At 61.6% G+C, this 16,512-nt stretch carries 13 protein-coding genes; 8 read left to right on the forward strand and 5 right to left on the reverse strand.

Annotated features, from left to right (window positions below):
• Nucleotides 1–95 precede the first annotated feature (95 nt).
• The 3 genes from B0G76_RS13250 to B0G76_RS13260 are packed head-to-tail and all read left to right on the forward strand — an operon-like array spanning nucleotide 96 to nucleotide 4,348.
• A complete protein-coding gene (locus tag B0G76_RS13250) occupies nucleotides 96–1,721 on the forward strand; it encodes an MFS transporter (RefSeq protein WP_120296355.1) in 1,626 nt (541 codons plus the stop codon).
• A 12-nt stretch (nucleotides 1,722–1,733) separates the two neighbouring features.
• Entirely contained in the window at nucleotides 1,734–2,810 is a 1,077-nt protein-coding gene (locus tag B0G76_RS13255; RefSeq protein ID WP_120292743.1) for an HlyD family secretion protein, read from the forward strand.
• Complete coding sequence (locus B0G76_RS13260; protein ID WP_120292745.1) at nucleotides 2,807–4,348, forward strand: efflux transporter outer membrane subunit; 1,542 nt, start codon at nucleotides 2,807–2,809, stop codon at nucleotides 4,346–4,348. The genes B0G76_RS13255 and B0G76_RS13260 overlap by 4 nt, the downstream gene beginning before the upstream one ends.
• 90 nt (nucleotides 4,349–4,438) lie before the next feature.
• On the opposite strand, the gene B0G76_RS13265 is transcribed toward B0G76_RS13260, so the two are convergent.
• The 3 genes from B0G76_RS13265 to B0G76_RS13275 form a co-directional block, all read right to left on the reverse strand.
• Nucleotides 4,439–6,508 (reverse strand): recombinase family protein, encoded by a 2,070-nt coding sequence (locus tag B0G76_RS13265; protein ID WP_120292747.1) that lies wholly within the window; start codon nucleotides 6,506–6,508, stop codon nucleotides 4,439–4,441.
• Nucleotides 6,501–6,692: a hypothetical protein gene (locus tag B0G76_RS13270; protein WP_147394043.1), complete on the reverse strand. Its 192-nt coding sequence runs from the start codon at nucleotides 6,690–6,692 to the stop codon at nucleotides 6,501–6,503. The genes B0G76_RS13265 and B0G76_RS13270 overlap by 8 nt, the downstream gene beginning before the upstream one ends.
• Before the next feature lie 1,036 nt (nucleotides 6,693–7,728).
• On the reverse strand, nucleotides 7,729–7,911 hold the full coding sequence (locus B0G76_RS13275; protein WP_120292751.1) for a hypothetical protein: 183 nt from the start codon (nucleotides 7,909–7,911) through the stop codon (nucleotides 7,729–7,731).
• Nucleotides 7,912–8,427: 516 nt separating this feature from the next.
• Here B0G76_RS13275 and B0G76_RS13280 point away from each other — a divergent pair.
• A complete protein-coding gene (locus B0G76_RS13280; RefSeq protein WP_120292753.1) occupies nucleotides 8,428–8,784 on the forward strand; it encodes a hypothetical protein in 357 nt (118 codons plus the stop codon).
• A gap of 756 nt (nucleotides 8,785–9,540) precedes the next feature.
• Here B0G76_RS13280 and B0G76_RS13290 read toward each other — a convergent pair.
• Entirely contained in the window at nucleotides 9,541–10,158 is a 618-nt protein-coding gene (locus B0G76_RS13290) for a TetR/AcrR family transcriptional regulator (RefSeq protein WP_120292757.1), read from the reverse strand.
• A gap of 190 nt (nucleotides 10,159–10,348) precedes the next feature.
• Between B0G76_RS13290 and B0G76_RS13295 the strand changes: the two genes are divergently transcribed.
• From B0G76_RS13295 to B0G76_RS13310, 4 genes are all read left to right on the forward strand, one after another.
• Nucleotides 10,349–11,857 (forward strand): efflux transporter outer membrane subunit, encoded by a 1,509-nt coding sequence (locus B0G76_RS13295; RefSeq protein WP_120292759.1) that lies wholly within the window; start codon nucleotides 10,349–10,351, stop codon nucleotides 11,855–11,857.
• Between the two features lie 56 nt (nucleotides 11,858–11,913).
• Nucleotides 11,914–13,089, forward strand: a complete 1,176-nt coding sequence (locus B0G76_RS13300; protein ID WP_183082205.1) for an HlyD family secretion protein — start codon at nucleotides 11,914–11,916, stop codon at nucleotides 13,087–13,089.
• A gap of 12 nt (nucleotides 13,090–13,101) precedes the next feature.
• Nucleotides 13,102–14,643, forward strand: a complete 1,542-nt coding sequence (locus tag B0G76_RS13305) for a DHA2 family efflux MFS transporter permease subunit (protein ID WP_120292763.1) — start codon at nucleotides 13,102–13,104, stop codon at nucleotides 14,641–14,643.
• Nucleotides 14,644–14,749: 106 nt separating this feature from the next.
• On the forward strand, nucleotides 14,750–15,826 hold the full coding sequence (locus B0G76_RS13310; RefSeq protein ID WP_120296356.1) for an AI-2E family transporter: 1,077 nt from the start codon (nucleotides 14,750–14,752) through the stop codon (nucleotides 15,824–15,826).
• Between the two features lie 60 nt (nucleotides 15,827–15,886).
• Here the strand turns inward: B0G76_RS13310 and B0G76_RS13315 are convergent, their stop codons facing one another.
• Nucleotides 15,887–16,510, reverse strand: a complete 624-nt coding sequence (locus tag B0G76_RS13315; RefSeq protein ID WP_120292765.1) for a TetR/AcrR family transcriptional regulator — start codon at nucleotides 16,508–16,510, stop codon at nucleotides 15,887–15,889.
• Between the last annotated feature and the right edge of the window lie 2 nt (nucleotides 16,511–16,512).

Genomic DNA, 16,512 nt, shown 5'->3' on the forward strand with positions numbered 1-16,512 from the left:
TCCACTATCGATGGTTGGAGGGTCTTCTCTTTTCATGCGGCCTCCGACCACGATATTTAGATACCCTATCGAACATGAGTAGCAACGGGACTCCTATGACTACAGGCAACCCCCTAACGACTGGTATGGAAGTGCCGATCGTCGCACAGTCGCCGGCACCCGCTTCTGTGCCTGGGGCAGAGGCTCCTGGGCAGCGGACGCCCGCACAATCCGCGCTTTCGCTTCGTCTCATTATCGGCCTCGTTGGGATGTTGTTAGCGTCTCTATTGGCGATTCTCAACGAGCAGGTCACTGCACAGTCGATGGCGGATGTTCAGGGCGCACTCTTGATTGGTCATGATGAGGGAACCTGGCTGACTGCTCTGTTCGAGGCGGCTAATGTCGCTACGATGGTGTTTGCTCCGTGGTTTGGGATCACGTTCACGCTCAATCGTTTTACGATCGGCGCCGTGATCGCGACGATGCTCCTCGGGTTCCTTTGCCCCTTCGCACCGAACCTGCCTGCACTCTATGTGTTGCGCGTCCTGCAGGGGATTGCTGGCGGATGCCTTCCGCCGATGTTGATCATCGTGGCGCTGCGCTATCTCCCGCCCAAAGTGAAGCTATACGGGCTCGCCGGGTACGCGCTCACGGCGACCTTTGGACCGGCGCTCGGCACACCACTCGCCGCTTTGTGGACCGAATATGTCGGTTGGCAAATGGCCTTTTGGCAAATCGTGCCGCTTGGCATCGTAGTCTGCGTGGCGATCCAGCAGGGGCTTCCGCCAGATCCGCTCAAACTCGAACGACTCCGGGCATTCAACTGGACCGGGTTTCTGACGGGATTTCCGGCCGTCGCCATGCTCGTGATGGGCTTTCTGCAAGGTGATCGTCTTGACTGGCTCAATTCCGATTTCATTCGCGTGATGTTTGTTGGAGGAGCGCTGCTGTTTGTGACATTTCTCGTCAACGAGTGGTTTCACCCGCTTCCCTTTTTCAAGCTGCAGTTGCTTTCGCGCAGAAACTTTACGCACGGACTGACGACACTCGTGGGCGCGGTAATACTGCTGGTTGGCGTGGCCGCAATACCCGGCCAATATCTCGCCAAGGTTCACGCCTACAGGCCACTGCAAACCGCGCCCTTATCCTTGCTGGTTGCGATCCCGCTATTGATCGCGCTTCCTCTGACGGCTGCGGTCCTGAATCTACGGCGGGTTGACCACCGGTGGGTCATGGCGATGGGATTGTGCCTCATGGTCACCACGTGCCTGATGGGGACCTTCATCACGTCCGAGTGGATTCGCGACAATTTCTACTGGCTTCAATCCATACAGATCGTCGCGCAACCGATGGTGATCCTGGCGATCCTGATGGGCGTAACGACGGGCTTGCCCCCGACGGAGGGTCCATTTGCGTCGGCGATGTTCAACTCGCTTAAAACATTTTCCGCGGCCGTGGCGACCGGTCTCATCGAAGAGCTGGGTACCGATCGCGAACGCCTTCATTCGAACATGCTCGTGGACCACTTGGGCAATCACGCACTTGTGACGAGCCAAAGCATCCACGCCGCGCATGGTCTCGGCGAACTTGCACACCGGATCCACGAGCAGGCAGTGGTACTCGCCTCGGCGGATCTCTATCGGGTAATGGCGGGTGTTGCCATCGCCCTTCTTTTCCTAGTGCTCGTGTTACCCGTGCGTATTTACCCGCCGTGGTGCACTACGCCCCCCTCTTCTCGTTAAGGGACGGTAATCATGTCATCCGTTGCTCGATGTCCTCTCAAAATTATTCGTGTTGCCGCTCTGGCTGTCGCAGTCGGCGTTGGCGCATGGGCTTACTCAAGTCTAGCAGGCGGCTCGAATACCGAATCCACCAATGATGCTTATGTCGAGGCCGATTTCACGCTCGTGGCACCGCGTATCGCCGGTGAAATATCTGACGTATTCGTCAAGGATAACCAATCAGTTAAAGCCGGGCAATTACTGGTTCGGATTGACGACCGTGACTTCAAGGCCGCATTGATGAGTGCGGAAGCGGACGTGGCCGCGGCAAAAGCGTCTATCGCGAACTACGATGCCGAGATCGCGCGGCAGCCCTCGCTCGTCGAGCAGGCGCGCGCGACGCTTAAGTCCGACGACGCGTCGGTCGAGTTTGCGCGAGCCAACGCTGCGCGGTACCAGAACCTTTCGGTAGCCGGTGCAGGAACGGCTCAGGAGCAACAGCACGCTTCGAGCACGCTTGCCGAGCAGCTCGCGCAGCAGGCCCACGATGGGGCCGTACTGGCGTCGACCGAGCAGAACCTGAGCGTACTGCAGACCCAGCGCGACAAGGCGGCCGGCGCGCTCGCACGCACCGAGGCGGCACTCGAGCAGGCCAGGCTCAACCTGTCCTATACGGAGATTCGCGCGCCAGTCGACGGCAAGGTCGGGCGGCGCTCTGCGCGGGTGGGCGCCTTCGTGACGCCCGGTGCGCCGCTTCTCGCGATCGTGCCGCTTTCCGATGCCTATGTCGTCGCCAACTTCCAGGAAAGCCAGATCACCCACATGCGGCCTGGCGAAAGCGTGCGGATCAAGGTCGACAGCCTTCCTGGCGTGATGATTCACGGCCGTGTCGATAGTCTCGCTCCTGCAACCGGTGTGAGCTTTGCGCCTATCGCGCCCGACAACGCGACGGGCAACTTCACGAAGGTCGTCCAACGCGTACCGGTCAGGATCACCATTGACCAGGGTCAAGAGGCGGCTTCCGCGTTGAGCGTGGGGCTTTCTGTCGAAACAGATGTTGCCGTCGGTCAGCGTGGCAATGCGCCGGCCGAAGGCGGGGAGCGAAAATGAATGCCAGCGACTTTTCCTACCGCGCGTTAGCGTTGGAGATATTGGCGTGCCTTGTGATGGCGGGCTGCACCGTCGGACCGGATTTCCAACGTCCCACGGCGTCCACGCCAGCGCAAGTCTTTGATCGAACCCAATCTGCGCAAGCACCGAGCAAGGCCGTCGAATCCGGTTTCAATTCAGATTGGTGGACACTGTTTAGCGATCCGACGTTGAACGCGCTCGAGCGGCAACTTGCCGATGCGAACCTCGATGTCGCCGCGGCGTCGGCGCGCCTTCGGCAAAGCCGGGCCGAACAGCGCGTGGCAGGTGCCGCAGAATATCCCACGCTTGATGGCGCTGCGTCGTACAACCGCGAGCGCGGAAGCCCGAACGGCATTCTGGGACTGCTTGGGGTGAGCCCAACCGAAACCCAATCGCAATCCGCTTCGGGTAATACGCCTCTTGGCGTGGCGCCGCTGCCGGGTTCCAAGGGTTCGCCGGCTTACAACCTCTATCAAGCGGGCTTCGATGCATCCTGGGAACTTGATATCTGGGGCCGCAATCGACGCGGTGTCGAAGCCGCGACTGCCTTGACGGAAGCTTCTTACGAAGACCGAAACGCAGTTTTGTTGTCTGCTCGCGCCGAACTCGCGCGAGACTATCTCGAGTTACGCGACACACAGTCGTTGCTGCGGATCGCGAGACAAAACCTTGAGATTGCTCGCGATACCACGAAGCTCACGCAGGTACGGGCGCGCGACGGCGTAACGACGGATCTGGACGTGGCCAACGCTTCCGCGCAGGCAGCGTCAATCGAAAGTCAGATTCCGACGCTCGAATCGCGATGCGAGACTACGATCAACGCGATTGGCGTCTTGCTCGCCGAGGAACCGGGCGCGCTTCAGCAAACGCTCGGCGAGCCGCATGACGTGCCCGAGCTGCCTGGACAGGTGCCCATCGGCTTTCCGTCTGAGCTTGTGCAACGCAGACCCGATATAAGGCAGGCGGAAGCGCAACTGCATGCGGCCACGGCGTCGATCGGTATGGCAAAAGCCGACTTTTACCCGCGCATATCGCTAAATGGCAGCGCAGGTTTCCAGAGTCTTCAGCTTTCGAGCCTGGCCAACTGGGCGTCGGGACAGTTTGTTGTCGGACCCTCCATCACAATACCGGTCTTCGAGGGCGGTCGCCTCAAGGGGACACTGCACCTGCGCGAGGCACAACAACAGGAGGCCGCGATCGTCTACAAACGCACTGTACTTGAGGCCTGGCGCGAGGTGGACGACGCACTTGTCGTCTACGATGCCGAGCAGTTGCGCCGCGATCGGCTGACGGCGGTAGTTGCTCTGAACCAGCGCGCGCTCTCGGTAGCGCAGCAGCGCTACAAGGCTGGGGCACTTGACTATCTCGACGTGCTGAACGTGCAGAAGCAACTGCTCGACGCCCAGAGCAACCTCGAACAAAGCAAGGCGACCGCTGCCGCGAATCTCATCACCCTCTGTAAGGCACTCGGCGGCGGCTGGGAATCGACTTACGCGAATCCATACGTCTCGCGTTGACGGGTGACCTGAGGCGGGCAGATGTAGCGTCTCTCGAATGCGTTCTAGGTTGCGTAGTAAAGCAAGTGCGTTTCATACTGCCCAACCTCGCTATGTTGTTGATAAATCTAGAGAGCCCTGTTGTGTCGTTGGTATTGTGGGGTGTCCGCGCCGTGCGCGAGCCCGTCCGACGAGTTCGGTAACTGCGTCGCCGGTCAGCGAATTGCGATTGAAGATCCATGGCCCGTTGGGCAACGGATGTTCGGCTGGGATCTTGTCGCGCTCAACTGCGAGCCTGAGCGTTCCGAGGCTCACACCGATGAACGCCGATGCCTCGGTCAACGTCATCCATCCTGCAGCAGCACGTCGCTCGCTCGAATAGACCGGGATCTGATGGTGGCTGCGCAACGCGGTGACTCGCTCCTGGGTCCAGAAGTTACCCCGGCCGGTTCGCAGGTCATTGCGATTGAGTACGCCGGCGATCACCAGATCCGGACAGATACGGACGAGCTGGCGCACGGCATCAATTGCTTCACGTGACGTATGCGTAGTGTTCTCTCCGCGGCGCCGCCGCGGCACGCGAATCTCGGTATGTACTCCGCCCTTCCAGTGAATGACGAGCACGATCTCGCTCGTTGCGTCGTCAACGTCAACGACGACTTCGTGGATCAAGGTGCGCACTATGCGCTTCTTCAGGCGGGCGTCGGCCTGCGGCCAGATCGATTCCAACGCGGTGGCGAGATCGGCAAACTCCTCTGGCTGGGGAGGCGGTATCTGGCCGGATGTGCGCGACTGTTGCCCGATACGCGATTCCAGTTCCTCTACGCGTAGTAGCGCATGATTCCAGCGCCGCTCCAGTTCGTCGGCGACAAGCCGGTTCTCGGGGTCAGCGGCATCGTACTGTTTCTGCGCGCGTTGCGCGGCGTAGCTTGCAGCCTGAAGATCCCGCTGCAACGCGGCCAGCACTTCGTCCTGCTTCAGGGTCTCTTCTTCGCGCGCCACGATTGCTGCCTCAATTGCCGCCGGTTGAACGACCTGCAAGACCGCCCCGGCGATGGCCGCGTCCGCGCGTGTGCCACCGAACGCAATACAACGCGGTTGTCCCTTGTCCATCCAGCCGCGATGACAGCTATAGCGCAAGGCGTCGTGCCTGTTACCCGTGTAGTGTAGCGTCAGCTTGCTCGCGCAGCGCCTGCAGCGCAACAGTCCCGCCAGCAGGGCCTCACCGTTCTTCGGGGCGCCAGCGTGTCCGGCCAGACGCAGGTTGCCACTAATGGCGCACTGGATCCGTTCGAATTCGTCCCAGTCAACGTATCCTTCGTGGGCATTCGGAATGAGCGCAAGCCATTGATCCCGCGGTTTGCGGCGATCACGTTTGCGCGGTTCCCCAGCCTCGTAATGGATCGCGCATTCGGTCTTGCCATAGGCATACGTGCCACCGTAGATCGGGTTGGTCAGGATCCGGTACACCGTGCCGTAGCTCGGCCGTTTCCATTGGATTTCGCCGCGCGGCATGCATGCCGGCAACTGCAGGCCGTGCTCCAGGAACCATAACAACGTCTGACGCACCGAACCAATCGCGCCGAACTGGCGGAATACTGAGCGGATGGCGTCCTGCACGCGCAAATCCGGATCCTTCTCCAGGCGCTGGTCTTCGGTCTTGCAGTAACCCACCGGCGCCGCGACAATGAGTTCGCCGCGTTTGGCCTTCTCCCCACGAGCTTCGAGCGAACGCTGACGCAACAGATCCAGCTCGTATTCGTTCAGGCTGCCCTTCAGGCCAAGCAGCAAACGATCGTTGCTCTGCCTCGGCGAATACACGGTCTCCTGGTCGACGAGCACCGTGTCGACGACGCGGCACACCTCGACCAACTGCTGCCACTCGCGACTGTTGCGCGCGAATCGCGAAACCTCGCGAGCGGCAACTGCGCCGACGTGCCCAAGACAGACCTCTGCCACCATCCGTTCGAAGCCCGTGCGCGTTTGCGTTCCGGCCGCAGAGCGGCCCAGATCCTCGTCGATCACTTCGATCTCGTTCCAGCCCAACTGATGCAGACGATCCTGCATCGCATACTGCAGCTTCTGGCTCTCCAGATTGTGGCTGACCTGGTAGGCCGATGACTGACGAACGTACAGCATGGCCTTGCGCGCCAGATGCTGCGCCCGAATCTTGTCACTCATCTCGCACCTCCGGCTCGTGTACGGCGGCGAGCAGCCCGCGACGGTGTTGCCTCAGCAATTGCGCCAGCAGATGCACCGCTTCCTGCCGAACCTCTTGCGGCAGGTGCGCCCATTGTGGTGTCTTCGGAAAAGGATGGAACAGCTCGAGTTGACCGCCCGGTTGTGGATTTGTCTGGCGTCGCATCAGCACCTCCTGTACGGAGCAAAGGATGGTGCTCGCCTTGTACCACACCGCGCGGCGTGGCAGCAGGCGCCTGCGCCAGCAGGTACTTCAGTTCCCTCAATGCTTCACAGCTGACGGCGGGAGACGTTGCCGAGGTAATGCGACAGCAGGCAACGGGATCGAACATCCATTGCGGCACCTCCAGCAAGCCCGCCGTGTCGAACGGCTCTCGCCCACAGCGCAGCACTGACTCGGTGTTCTTCCTCTCTATCGTGGTGAAAATCCATACCGTGTGCCCGTACCACGGGTGCCAACGATAGAGAACTTCCCTTGACTCGGTGATATGGGCGTTGTGTTGACGGCTTGTACAACCAGAAAAGGCCGCATTCAAGTCTCTCAGACCAGACTCCAGATGAAGCCTACTTCGCGATGCTGCCCGCGATTCCAATGGCAGCGTGACACCCAGCGCTCCACTTAAAAATCGGAAAAACTGTCCGAACGAACGGGGCCACCTCTATCCTTCCCGGATCAACACTCCGCGACAGCGAAGTTTCTGCCCGCGAGCGATCAGTCAACTTGTATCCTCGAGCCACATCCAGGACGTCGCCGATGCGGGCGAATGTCGCTTAACAGGTGTGCAAGGGACGCTTGCGAATCTTGCGCGAACGACTCGAAGTGTTTAATTTAGTTTGCAGCTTGAGCGTGTCGAACGGAGCTTGTGTTGGACGGCGCGCTACGTGTCCAGCTGTCGAGATCGTCTGGTCAAATCCGCCCCCCATGCGAAAGTGATTGTCACGATCGCCGAATCGCGCCGTTATAGACGCGTGGGCAAATGGTCACGAAGGCGAAACCGGCAATGGATCGTGCAAAAAAGTTGCCAATCTGATGTCGGTCCACGGTCCGGGCACAGCGAAAGTGTTGAACCCCAGCATGGGCCGCGTTCGTCGCTTGATCCGAGTCAAGGGGGAATGGCGGTATCTCTACCAGCCAACAGAACCGTCATAAGCGCCCCATTGGGCGAGTGATCGAGGGGCCTTCGTCGTTGCGCGCAGAGGGCTCAGTGCGTCAGGACGGTCGTGTGCGCGGCGAGGCGCTCGACTTCGAGTAGCGCCTCGCCCAGCACATCGATAGCCCCATTCGTGGTGGAGGCCGTAGCAGCGCTGCGCAACGCGTGCTGAACGATTTCATGAATGACTTCTGTGTTCGATGAACCGCTCTGGAACGTCAGTTGGTGTGCCATAAGTATTCCTGCGTAAATAGCGAAGTGCGTGTCAGATGGATGCAGTATAAGCAAAGCGCGCGCCATTTGACGCGCGCAATTATGAGTTGCGAGATCTCCAACATACGGGTTTGTGCGAACCGCGATTCGCTGACATCAGAACAACAAGCGCAACGCATTCCGATATTCACGTAGCGTCTTGGCAACGGACTTCGATTGGAGCTTGCACATTTGACGGCTGATCCCGCTTGCGTAACGCCCATCTGGATAGCGTCGAAGCCAATTTGCCGCGTGTCATTCAGATGGTACGCACGGCCGCTGCCTCCGCACACCCTAAAGAACTGCGCACCGCTCCAGGGCAATCGGCTACAACCTTCCAGCGACGGCAACTATCCGTTGCCCCGGAGGTGCTTGTAAGCAGACGGTAAGTGACTAAACTGGCACCAACGAACTGGCAAACAGCACTCATGCCTCCCCAGACCGTTGTTCCCCAAACACCGCGTCTCCTGCATCCGACGCTCGATATGGAGTCTGATCATGCAAAAGTCGAAAACCTTCATCCCTGTCCCTGTTGTCGCGTCGATCTTGTCCCTTTCTACCGCCGCATTCGCTAGCAGCAGTGGTTCCCAAGCGTATGAGCAAGCGGCTGCTCAACCGGTTCAGCGTCAAACGGTCGGCTACCATGACCGCACGAGCGCCAATACACAACATGCAATGGACTTTCAGGCGGTGTTAGCCCGCGTGGAAGCCCGACGACAGGCGTTCAACAGCTGTGGTGGGGTGAATAGTTCGTCCGCCCCCCTCCCGTCAGACAACGTAACATCGGGCAGCCCCGTCGACTTCAGTACCGCAACAGCGTCCTGGCGTTACAAGGCAATCCTGGCCGCGCGTTGATATGGCCTGCGGCTACCAATCGCATCAAAATCAAGACAACCAACTGAACAAAATTGAAATGAAAAAGACCTTCCTCGTACTGTTCGCATTCCTTACCAGCGCATCCGTGCTTGCGCAAAGCAATCTGCCGCAGCAATTACCGTCGCAGCAGCCCGCGTCCGCCGGACGACCCTCCGCGAAGCAGCTTTCACAGGGTGGGCCGCAGCTTTCGCACCCTCCACAGCTTCCGCAGCTTCCGACACAAGCGTCGACGCAAGTCCCGACCCAGCTTCCGAAATAACCCTGTGGCTGCGCAATCCACGCAGCCATGCCCGAGAGACCGGCGATTATCGCGGCTACCCCAATTCTGTTCGTCGCGGTAGGCATGATGCGATGCATGACGGCGTTTGCCGGCGATTCATCTATGACGTCCGCAAATCGCTGGCCGTGAGACCGTGACTGGTCGAGCAATAGACTGCTCTCAACGCTTGCCCAGCAATTCGGAGGCGCTGCATCTTCGCCGGCTACCTGCGGGTTTCGGCGGTCGCATGGACCGCCATCGGCGTGGCCCGCCGTCCTGGCATGTTTCAGAGTAGCCATCCACTGGCCGTTTCAAGGGACGATTGGCTCCGGTACGGGCTAGCAGGCTGTTACCCATGTCAGGCGTTGCAAGCGGCGGATTTCGCCGACGCTGCGCAGGCTGAACCGCCCACCTGGCGACACGGTGGCGGTTCGCCCGCCGTCTCCCGAGTTCCGCGACCCGTCCAGGCGCCCTGCCTATGCGGCGTCACCTTTGTCCGTGGGCCCGTATGCGGCCAGGAAGACATCAACCGCTCTTTGAACGACTTTGGCGATGTTGCGGGAACTGGTGTCCGCCGGCACACCCAGCAGGCAAAGCTCCAGCAACTCCGCTTCATACAGCCCGCGCAGATGCGCGGTCGCGACGTCTGCGTTACAGCTGCGCAGCTGCCCGCCGTCAATCGCCTGCTGCAGGAAGTCAGTCACCATTTGCCAGCCGACCTTCGGCCCGCGCTCATAAAACAGGGCGCCGACGTGCGAGCGGCCGCCTTCGTGATTTGCCAGACGGCGCACCGCCAGTATCTGCGGCTTGAGCGTGGCGGCGAGATAGTGTTTGCCGAACCTCAGCAGTGTCTCGCGAATCGGCAGCGAGGTCTTGAGTAGCTCCGTCGCTACTTTGGCTTCCTCCGCGGCGGCCATCATGACGTCCGCGAACATCAGATCCTTGGACTCGAAATAGCTGTAGAGCGTGGCTTTTGATCCGCCTGCCCGCGCCGCGATCTCGGACATGGATGCCCGTTCGAACCCCACTTCGCAAAACACCTGGAACGCGGCGTCGACGATCGCCTGCCGCTTTTCTTCTGTCTTCACCCTCATTTTCAATGCCCTCCTTCTCTCTGCAAGACCGATCAACGACATGGCCGGCGGCGACGCCCGTGTCCGGCTTTCGACTTCCAATGGTGTGATCTTACCATACCTGAACTGTACAGTTTATTTCGGTTGACATTGGCGATCTGGATAACTAAACTGCCCAGTATTGTAAAAGAGCGCAAGGGAGCAGGAGATCATGCAAGAGAGCACGGACATTCGGAGTCAGGTGAAACCGGTGAGGCTGGCCGTCGCGTTCGCGTTCGCGATGGTGGTGAGCGCCTGCGCGCAACTGCCCGACATGCCGCAGAAGCCGGTCACGAAAGACATCAGCAGGTATGAGACGGCGCGGAGTCTTGGTGCGGACGGCGGCAAGCAGGCCGGCACGGCGTTCGCGTGGCCCACCGATCAGTGGTGGCTCGGCTACAACGATCCGCAACTGAACGCGTTGATCGGGGAAGCGCTCCAGGATGAGCCGACACTGGCGGCCGCCCAGGCGCGGCTGCATAACGCCGAGGCGTCGGCGCAGGTGGCGGGCGCAGCGCTGCTGCCCGAAATCGACGCGGACGGCTCGATCCAGAAGAAAAAGCAGAGCTACAACAACGGTATTCCCTCGGATTTCGTTCCCCACGGATGGCGCCCCTACGGCAGCGCCGAGCTGAATTTCAGCTACGAAATCGACTTCTGGGGCAAGAATCGCGCTTCGCTGGCCGCCGCCACGTCGGAACTTGAAGCTGCGCGCGCCGATGCGGCACAGGCCCGCATGGTTCTCTCCGCGTCGATCGCCGCAGCCTATGCCGACCTCGCGCGTCTGTTCGCCGAGCGCGACAGTGCGCAGGCGGCGCTGCAGGTGCGCACGCAATCCGCGCAGCTGTTCAGGGAGCGTTTCGCCAACGGGCTCGAAACGCAGGCCGGTGTCAAGCAGGCCGAGTCGAAGCAGCAAAGCGCGCAGGCCGACCTGCTCGCGCTGGATGAATCGGTTGCACTCGAGCGCAACCAGATCGCCGCGCTGATGGGCGCCGGTCCCGACCGCGGCTTGCGCATCGCACGGCCGGCCGTCGATCTGACGCAGCCTGCCGGCATGCCCGCCAACCTTGGACTCGGCCTGCTTGGCCGCCGCCCGGACGTGGTCATTGCCCGCTTGCGCGTAGAAGCGGCGGCGAAGCGGATCGACGTCGCGCGAGCCGGGTTTTATCCGGACATCACGCTCGGCGCGTCGATCGGCTTCCAGTCGCTTGGCCTGAACATGCTGACGAACGCAGCTTCGCTGGCCGGCAACTTCGGTCCGGCGATCACGCTGCCCATCTTCAATGGCGGACGTTTGCGCGGTGAACTGCGCGGCGCGCGGGCGACTTACGACGAGGCGGTTGCGAACTACGACGAAACGCTGACGAAGGCGCTGCACGACGTCGCCGACGTTGCCGCAAGCGAACGCGCGCTGGCGGACCGGCTGCAAGCGACGCAAGCCGCCTACGACGACGCAGCCCAGGCGCACCAGGTCGCGCTCGATCGCTATCGCGCCGGCCTTGCCGGCTATCTCGAGGTGCTGAACGCCGCCGACACGATGACTTCGGCACAGCGCCAGCTCGCCGATATCCGCTCGCGCACCTTCTCGCTCGATGTCGCGCTCGTGCGCGCTCTCGGCGGCGGATATCAGGCCAGCACGCCGGCCGCGACCGACGCAACCCATCCCAACAAGCAAAGCTGATTTCAAGGACTCCGATCATGTCTGAAACCCAATTCGTCAAAACCAGCGAGTCGCTGATGCCGGACTCGCCCTCTTCGGCTGCTTCCGCTGCTTCCGCCGATACCGGCGCTGCGGCCCCCGCTCCCCCTTCGAACCGCAAGAAGCTGTTCGCGCTGCTCGGCGGCGCCATTCTCGTCGCCGGTCTCGCCTACGCAAGCTACTGGCACTTCATCGCGTCGCACCACGTGTCGACCGATAACGCCTATACCGCAGCCGAAGTCGCGTCGATCACGCCGGCGGTGAGCGGGATCGTCAGGAGCGTTCCGGTCGTGAATACGCAGCGGGTCCATAAAGGCGACGTACTGGTCGTCATCGATGACACCGACGCAAAGATTGCGCTCGCGCAGGCTGAGGCCGATGTGGGCCGCGCCGAACGCAAAGTTCGCGGCTATATCGCGACGGACACGCAACTGAGCGCGCAAGTCAGTGCGCGCGCAGCCGACCAGACCCGGATGGCCGCGCAGATCGCATCGGCCCAGGCCGACTTTGACCGCGCGGCGATCGACCTGCAGCGCCGCGAAGTGCTGACCCACACCGGGAGCGTATCCGGTGAAGAGCTGAGCAACGCGCGTGCTGCGTTTGCCACCGCCAGGGCGGCGCTCGACGCAGCCCGCGCTGCGGCCTTGCAGGCGAAGGCAAGCCGCGACGCCGCAGTCGGCTCGCTCGAAGCGAACAAGGTACTGATTGCGGACACGACGGTCGAAACCAATCCGGAGGTCCTGCTCGCACGTGCGAAGCGCGATCAGGCACGCGTCGATCTCGAGCGCACCGTGCTGCGCGCGCCGGTCGACGGTGTCGTCGCGAGCCGCCAGGTTCAGGTGGGGCAGCGCGTTCAGACCGGCGCGGCGTTGATGTCGGTCGTGCCGATCGAATCCGTTTACGTCGATGCCAATTTCAAGGAAACGCAGCTCGGCAAGGTGCGCATCGGTCAGCCGGTGGAACTGGAGTCGGACCTGTACGGCAGCAAGGTCGTCTATCACGGCAAGGTCACGGGCCTGGCCGGCGGCTCAGGCTCGGCGTTCGCAATGATTCCCGCGCAGAACGCGACCGGCAACTGGATCAAGGTGGTGCAGCGTCTGCCGGTGCGCGTCAGGATCGATCCGGCCGAGCTTCGCGCGCACCCGCTCGGCATCAACCTGTCGATGGAAGCGACGGTCGACACGCGCGGCGGCAACGACGCGCCCGCTCACTAAGGATGCGCCAACATGTCTTCCAGTCAGGTCAATGACATCGCATTGCCGCCGCTGTCCGGCCCCATGCTGATTCTCGCGGCGGTGATGATCGCCGCCGCCAACTTTGTCGCGGTGCTGGACAGCACCATTGCGAACGTGTCCGTGGCGACCATTTCCGGTGCACTCGGCTCCTCGACCAGCCAGGGCACGTACGTCATCACGTCGTATGCGGTGGCCGAAGCGATCACGGTTCCGCTGACCGGCTGGCTGGCGAGTCGCTTCGGGACGGTACGCGTGTTCATCGCGGCGCTGGTCATGTTCGGACTGGGTTCGGCACTGTGCGGAATGGCGACGTCGCTCACCACGCTGGTGCTGTTCCGTGTGCTCCAGGGCCTCGCGGGCGGCCCGCTCATGCCTCTCTCGCAAACCCTGCTGCTGCGCATCTTCCCGAAGGAGAAGACGGCCGCTGCGCTCGGCCTGTGGAGCATGACGACACTGCTGGCGCCGGTGATGGGGCCTGTGCTGGGCGGTGTCATCTGCGACGACTACCACTGGTCCTACATCTTCTTCATCAACGTGCCGGTGTCGCTGATCTGCGCATACGCCGGATGGATGCTGCTCAAGCGCTACGAATCCGAGAAGATACGGATGCGGATCGACACGGTCGGACTGGTGTTACTGGTCATCTGGGTCTCGGCGCTGCAGATTATGATCGATGAGGGCAAGGACCAGGACTGGTTCAGCTCGCTCGAAATTCGCGTACTGGCGGTGACTGCGGTGATTGGCTTCCTGGCTTTCCTCATCTGGGAGCTGACCGAGCGTAACCCCATCGTCGATCTACGGGTGTTCCGACATCGTGGCTTTGGTGCGAGCGTGGTGACCATGACGCTGGCGTTCGGCGCGTACTTCGGCGCCACCGTGCTCACGCCACTGTGGTTGCAAAGCAATATGGGGTACACGGCCACGTGGGCCGGCTACGCGACGGCGACCACCGGCATCTTCGCGGTCGTCTCCGCGCCGCTTGCGGCCAAACTGTCAACGAAGTTCGATGGACGCTGGCTCGTGTTTGCCGGGGTGATGTGGCTTGGCTCGGTGACGCTGTTCCGCACCCATGCGAATTCGGATATGGACTTCTGGCAGGTGGCGTTGCCGCTGTTGCTGCAAGGCGTGGGACTACCGTTCTTCTTCGTCCCGACGACGAGCCTCGGGTTGAGCAGTGTCGACGAGCCCGAAACGGCTTCGGCGGCGGGGCTGATGAGCTTCTGCCGGACCTTCGGCGGAGCGATTGCCACGTCGGTCGTCAACACGTTGTGGGAGAACAAGACCAAGTACAACCGCGCGGAATTGTCGGGCCTGGTCGATCAGGCTGGCCACTATGCGGCCTCGCTAACGGGCTCAGGCTGGAGCGCACATCAGGCGCAGGCTCAGATCAGCAGCATGGTCGAGTCACAAGCGGTGATGCTCGCCACCAACCAGCTTTTCTTCAGCATCGCATGCTGCTTTGTCATTGGCGCACTTGCGATCTGGATTGCGCCCAAACCGACGCGTGTGGCCGATACGTCGCAGGCGCACTGAACGCGGGGGGGGCGCGCGTGCGCCCCCGCTTATTTGAATGGCGACACTGATGACCCTGCTCGATACGCCGCAGTCTTTTTTGCGCTGTCAGTTGCGGGCCGCCCGAATACGACTCTCAACCATGCCCCTGACCTCCTATCAACGCCAGGCTCTCGTCTGGAGCGCCATCGCCGCTGGCCTCGGTATTCTTCTATGGATCCTGCGACCGGTTCTCACGCCATTCCTGCTCGGCGCGCTCGTCGCGTACATGTTGCAGCCAGGCGTCGAGTGGCTGGTGCGCCAGCGTGTGCCGCGTACGGTGGCCGTGCTCCTGATGATGCTCCTGTTCGCATCGCTCCTGACCCTGCTGCCGCTGCTTGCGTTCGCCGTGATCCACAAGGAAGGACCCGAGCTCGCGAAGAACATTCCCGTCTTCATCGCCGGCCTGAACGCGTGGCTGCAACCGAAGCTGGCACTGCTGGGCGTCAGCTACCCACTCGACCTGCCCGCAGTCCGCCACCTGCTGACGGGCGACACGATCGGCGACGGCCAGACCGTCATACTCGCCGCCGGGCGGTACGTGCGTACAGGCAGCAACGTCGTGCTTCCTGTTGTCAGCAACCTCATACTGGTGCCGCTTGTCCTTTTCTATCAGCTTTACGACAGGCACCAGATATTCGCGCGGATGGAAAGTCTTGTGCCGCGGCGCTGGGTCTGCAAGGTCCGGGGACTCGTGACCGAGATGGACCACATGCTGTCGCAATACTTGCGCGGCCAGTTGCTCGTGATGGGCGTGCTCGCCGTGTTCTACCCGGTAGCGTTGACTCTGGCCGGCCTCGACATTGCGTTGCCCATCGGACTCTTCACCGGCTTCGCGGTGTTCATCCCCTACGTGGGTTTCGCCCTGGGACTCGCCTTTGCCCTTCTTGCCGCGCTTCTGCAATTTGGCGGCTGGTACGGCATCGGCGCAGTCGCAGCCGTGTACGGAGTTGGGCAGGTTCTCGAAAGTTCTTTTCTTGTTCCCAGACTCGTGGGTAACCGCATCGGTCTACACCCGCTCGCGGTGATCTTCGCCCTGCTTGCATTTGGCGAACTTTTTGGCTTTTTTGGCGTGCTGCTCGCGCTGCCGGTCAGTGCGATCCTTGCGGCGCTGCTGGGCGATCTGCGGCGCCGCTATGTGGCCAGTGCGCTCTATAAGGATTGACCGCCGGTTTGCCCCGGATGTCGATCTGCTGCCCGCGCAACGCGGGCGGCAGCCGAACAATCAGTGCGTGGTTTGTGCGGCGTCCGTCGACCCGTACGCGGCCATGAACACGTCGACCGCTCTCTGGACGACCTTCGCGATGTTGCGGGGGCTGGTATCGGCCGGCACGCCAAAAAGGCAGAGCTCCATCAACTCCGCTTCATACAGCGTGCGCAGATGCGCTGTCGCGATGGCTGCGTTACAGCTGCGCAACTGCCCGGCGTCAATCAATTGCTGCAGGAAGACAGCCACCGTTTGCCAGCCGAGCTTCGGCCCGCGCTCATAAAACAGGGCGCCGACATTCGACCGGCCGCCTTCGCGATGCGCGAGACGGCGTATCGCGAGCAGTTGCGGTTTCAGCACCGCAACCAGATAGTGCGTGCCGAAGCTCACCAGTGCATCGCGAACCGGCGTGGAGGTCTTGAGCAGTTCGAACCCCTCCCGGACTTCCTCCTGCGCGGCCGCGGTCATGAACTCAGTGAACATCTCTTCCTTCGACTCGAAATAGCTGTAGAGCGTGGCTTTCGACCCTCCTGCCCGTGCCGCGATCTCGGACATCGACGCGTGCTCGAACCCCACCTCACTGAACACCTCAAACGCGGCGTCAACAATCGCCTGCCGCTTTGCTTCCGTTTTCCCCCTCATCC

Origin of the sequence: Paraburkholderia sp. BL23I1N1 (genome assembly GCF_003610295.1) — a bacterium.
Taxonomy (GTDB): Bacteria; Pseudomonadota; Gammaproteobacteria; order Burkholderiales; family Burkholderiaceae; genus Paraburkholderia.

What these genes read in the sequence shown, in the direction of transcription:
- B0G76_RS13280 (WP_120292753.1), top strand. Translation starts at nt 8,428, where the DNA reads ATGCAAAAGTCGAAAACCTTCATCCCTGTCCCTGTTGTCGCGTCGATC.
- B0G76_RS13300 (WP_183082205.1), top strand. Translation starts at nt 11,914, where the DNA reads ATGCCGGACTCGCCCTCTTCGGCTGCTTCCGCTGCTTCCGCCGATACC.
- B0G76_RS13270 (WP_147394043.1), bottom strand. Translation starts at nt 6,692, where the DNA reads ATGCGACGCCAGACAAATCCACAACCGGGCGGTCAACTCGAGCTGTTC.
- B0G76_RS13290 (WP_120292757.1), bottom strand. Translation starts at nt 10,158, where the DNA reads ATGAGGGTGAAGACAGAAGAAAAGCGGCAGGCGATCGTCGACGCCGCG.
- B0G76_RS13275 (WP_120292751.1), bottom strand. Translation starts at nt 7,911, where the DNA reads ATGGCACACCAACTGACGTTCCAGAGCGGTTCATCGAACACAGAAGTC.
- B0G76_RS13255 (WP_120292743.1), top strand. Translation starts at nt 1,734, where the DNA reads ATGTCATCCGTTGCTCGATGTCCTCTCAAAATTATTCGTGTTGCCGCT.
- B0G76_RS13250 (WP_120296355.1), top strand. Translation starts at nt 96, where the DNA reads ATGACTACAGGCAACCCCCTAACGACTGGTATGGAAGTGCCGATCGTC.
- B0G76_RS13260 (WP_120292745.1), top strand. Translation starts at nt 2,807, where the DNA reads ATGAATGCCAGCGACTTTTCCTACCGCGCGTTAGCGTTGGAGATATTG.
- B0G76_RS13295 (WP_120292759.1), top strand. Translation starts at nt 10,349, where the DNA reads ATGCAAGAGAGCACGGACATTCGGAGTCAGGTGAAACCGGTGAGGCTG.
- B0G76_RS13315 (WP_120292765.1), bottom strand. Translation starts at nt 16,510, where the DNA reads ATGAGGGGGAAAACGGAAGCAAAGCGGCAGGCGATTGTTGACGCCGCG.
- B0G76_RS13265 (WP_120292747.1), bottom strand. Translation starts at nt 6,508, where the DNA reads ATGAGTGACAAGATTCGGGCGCAGCATCTGGCGCGCAAGGCCATGCTG.
- B0G76_RS13305 (WP_120292763.1), top strand. Translation starts at nt 13,102, where the DNA reads ATGTCTTCCAGTCAGGTCAATGACATCGCATTGCCGCCGCTGTCCGGC.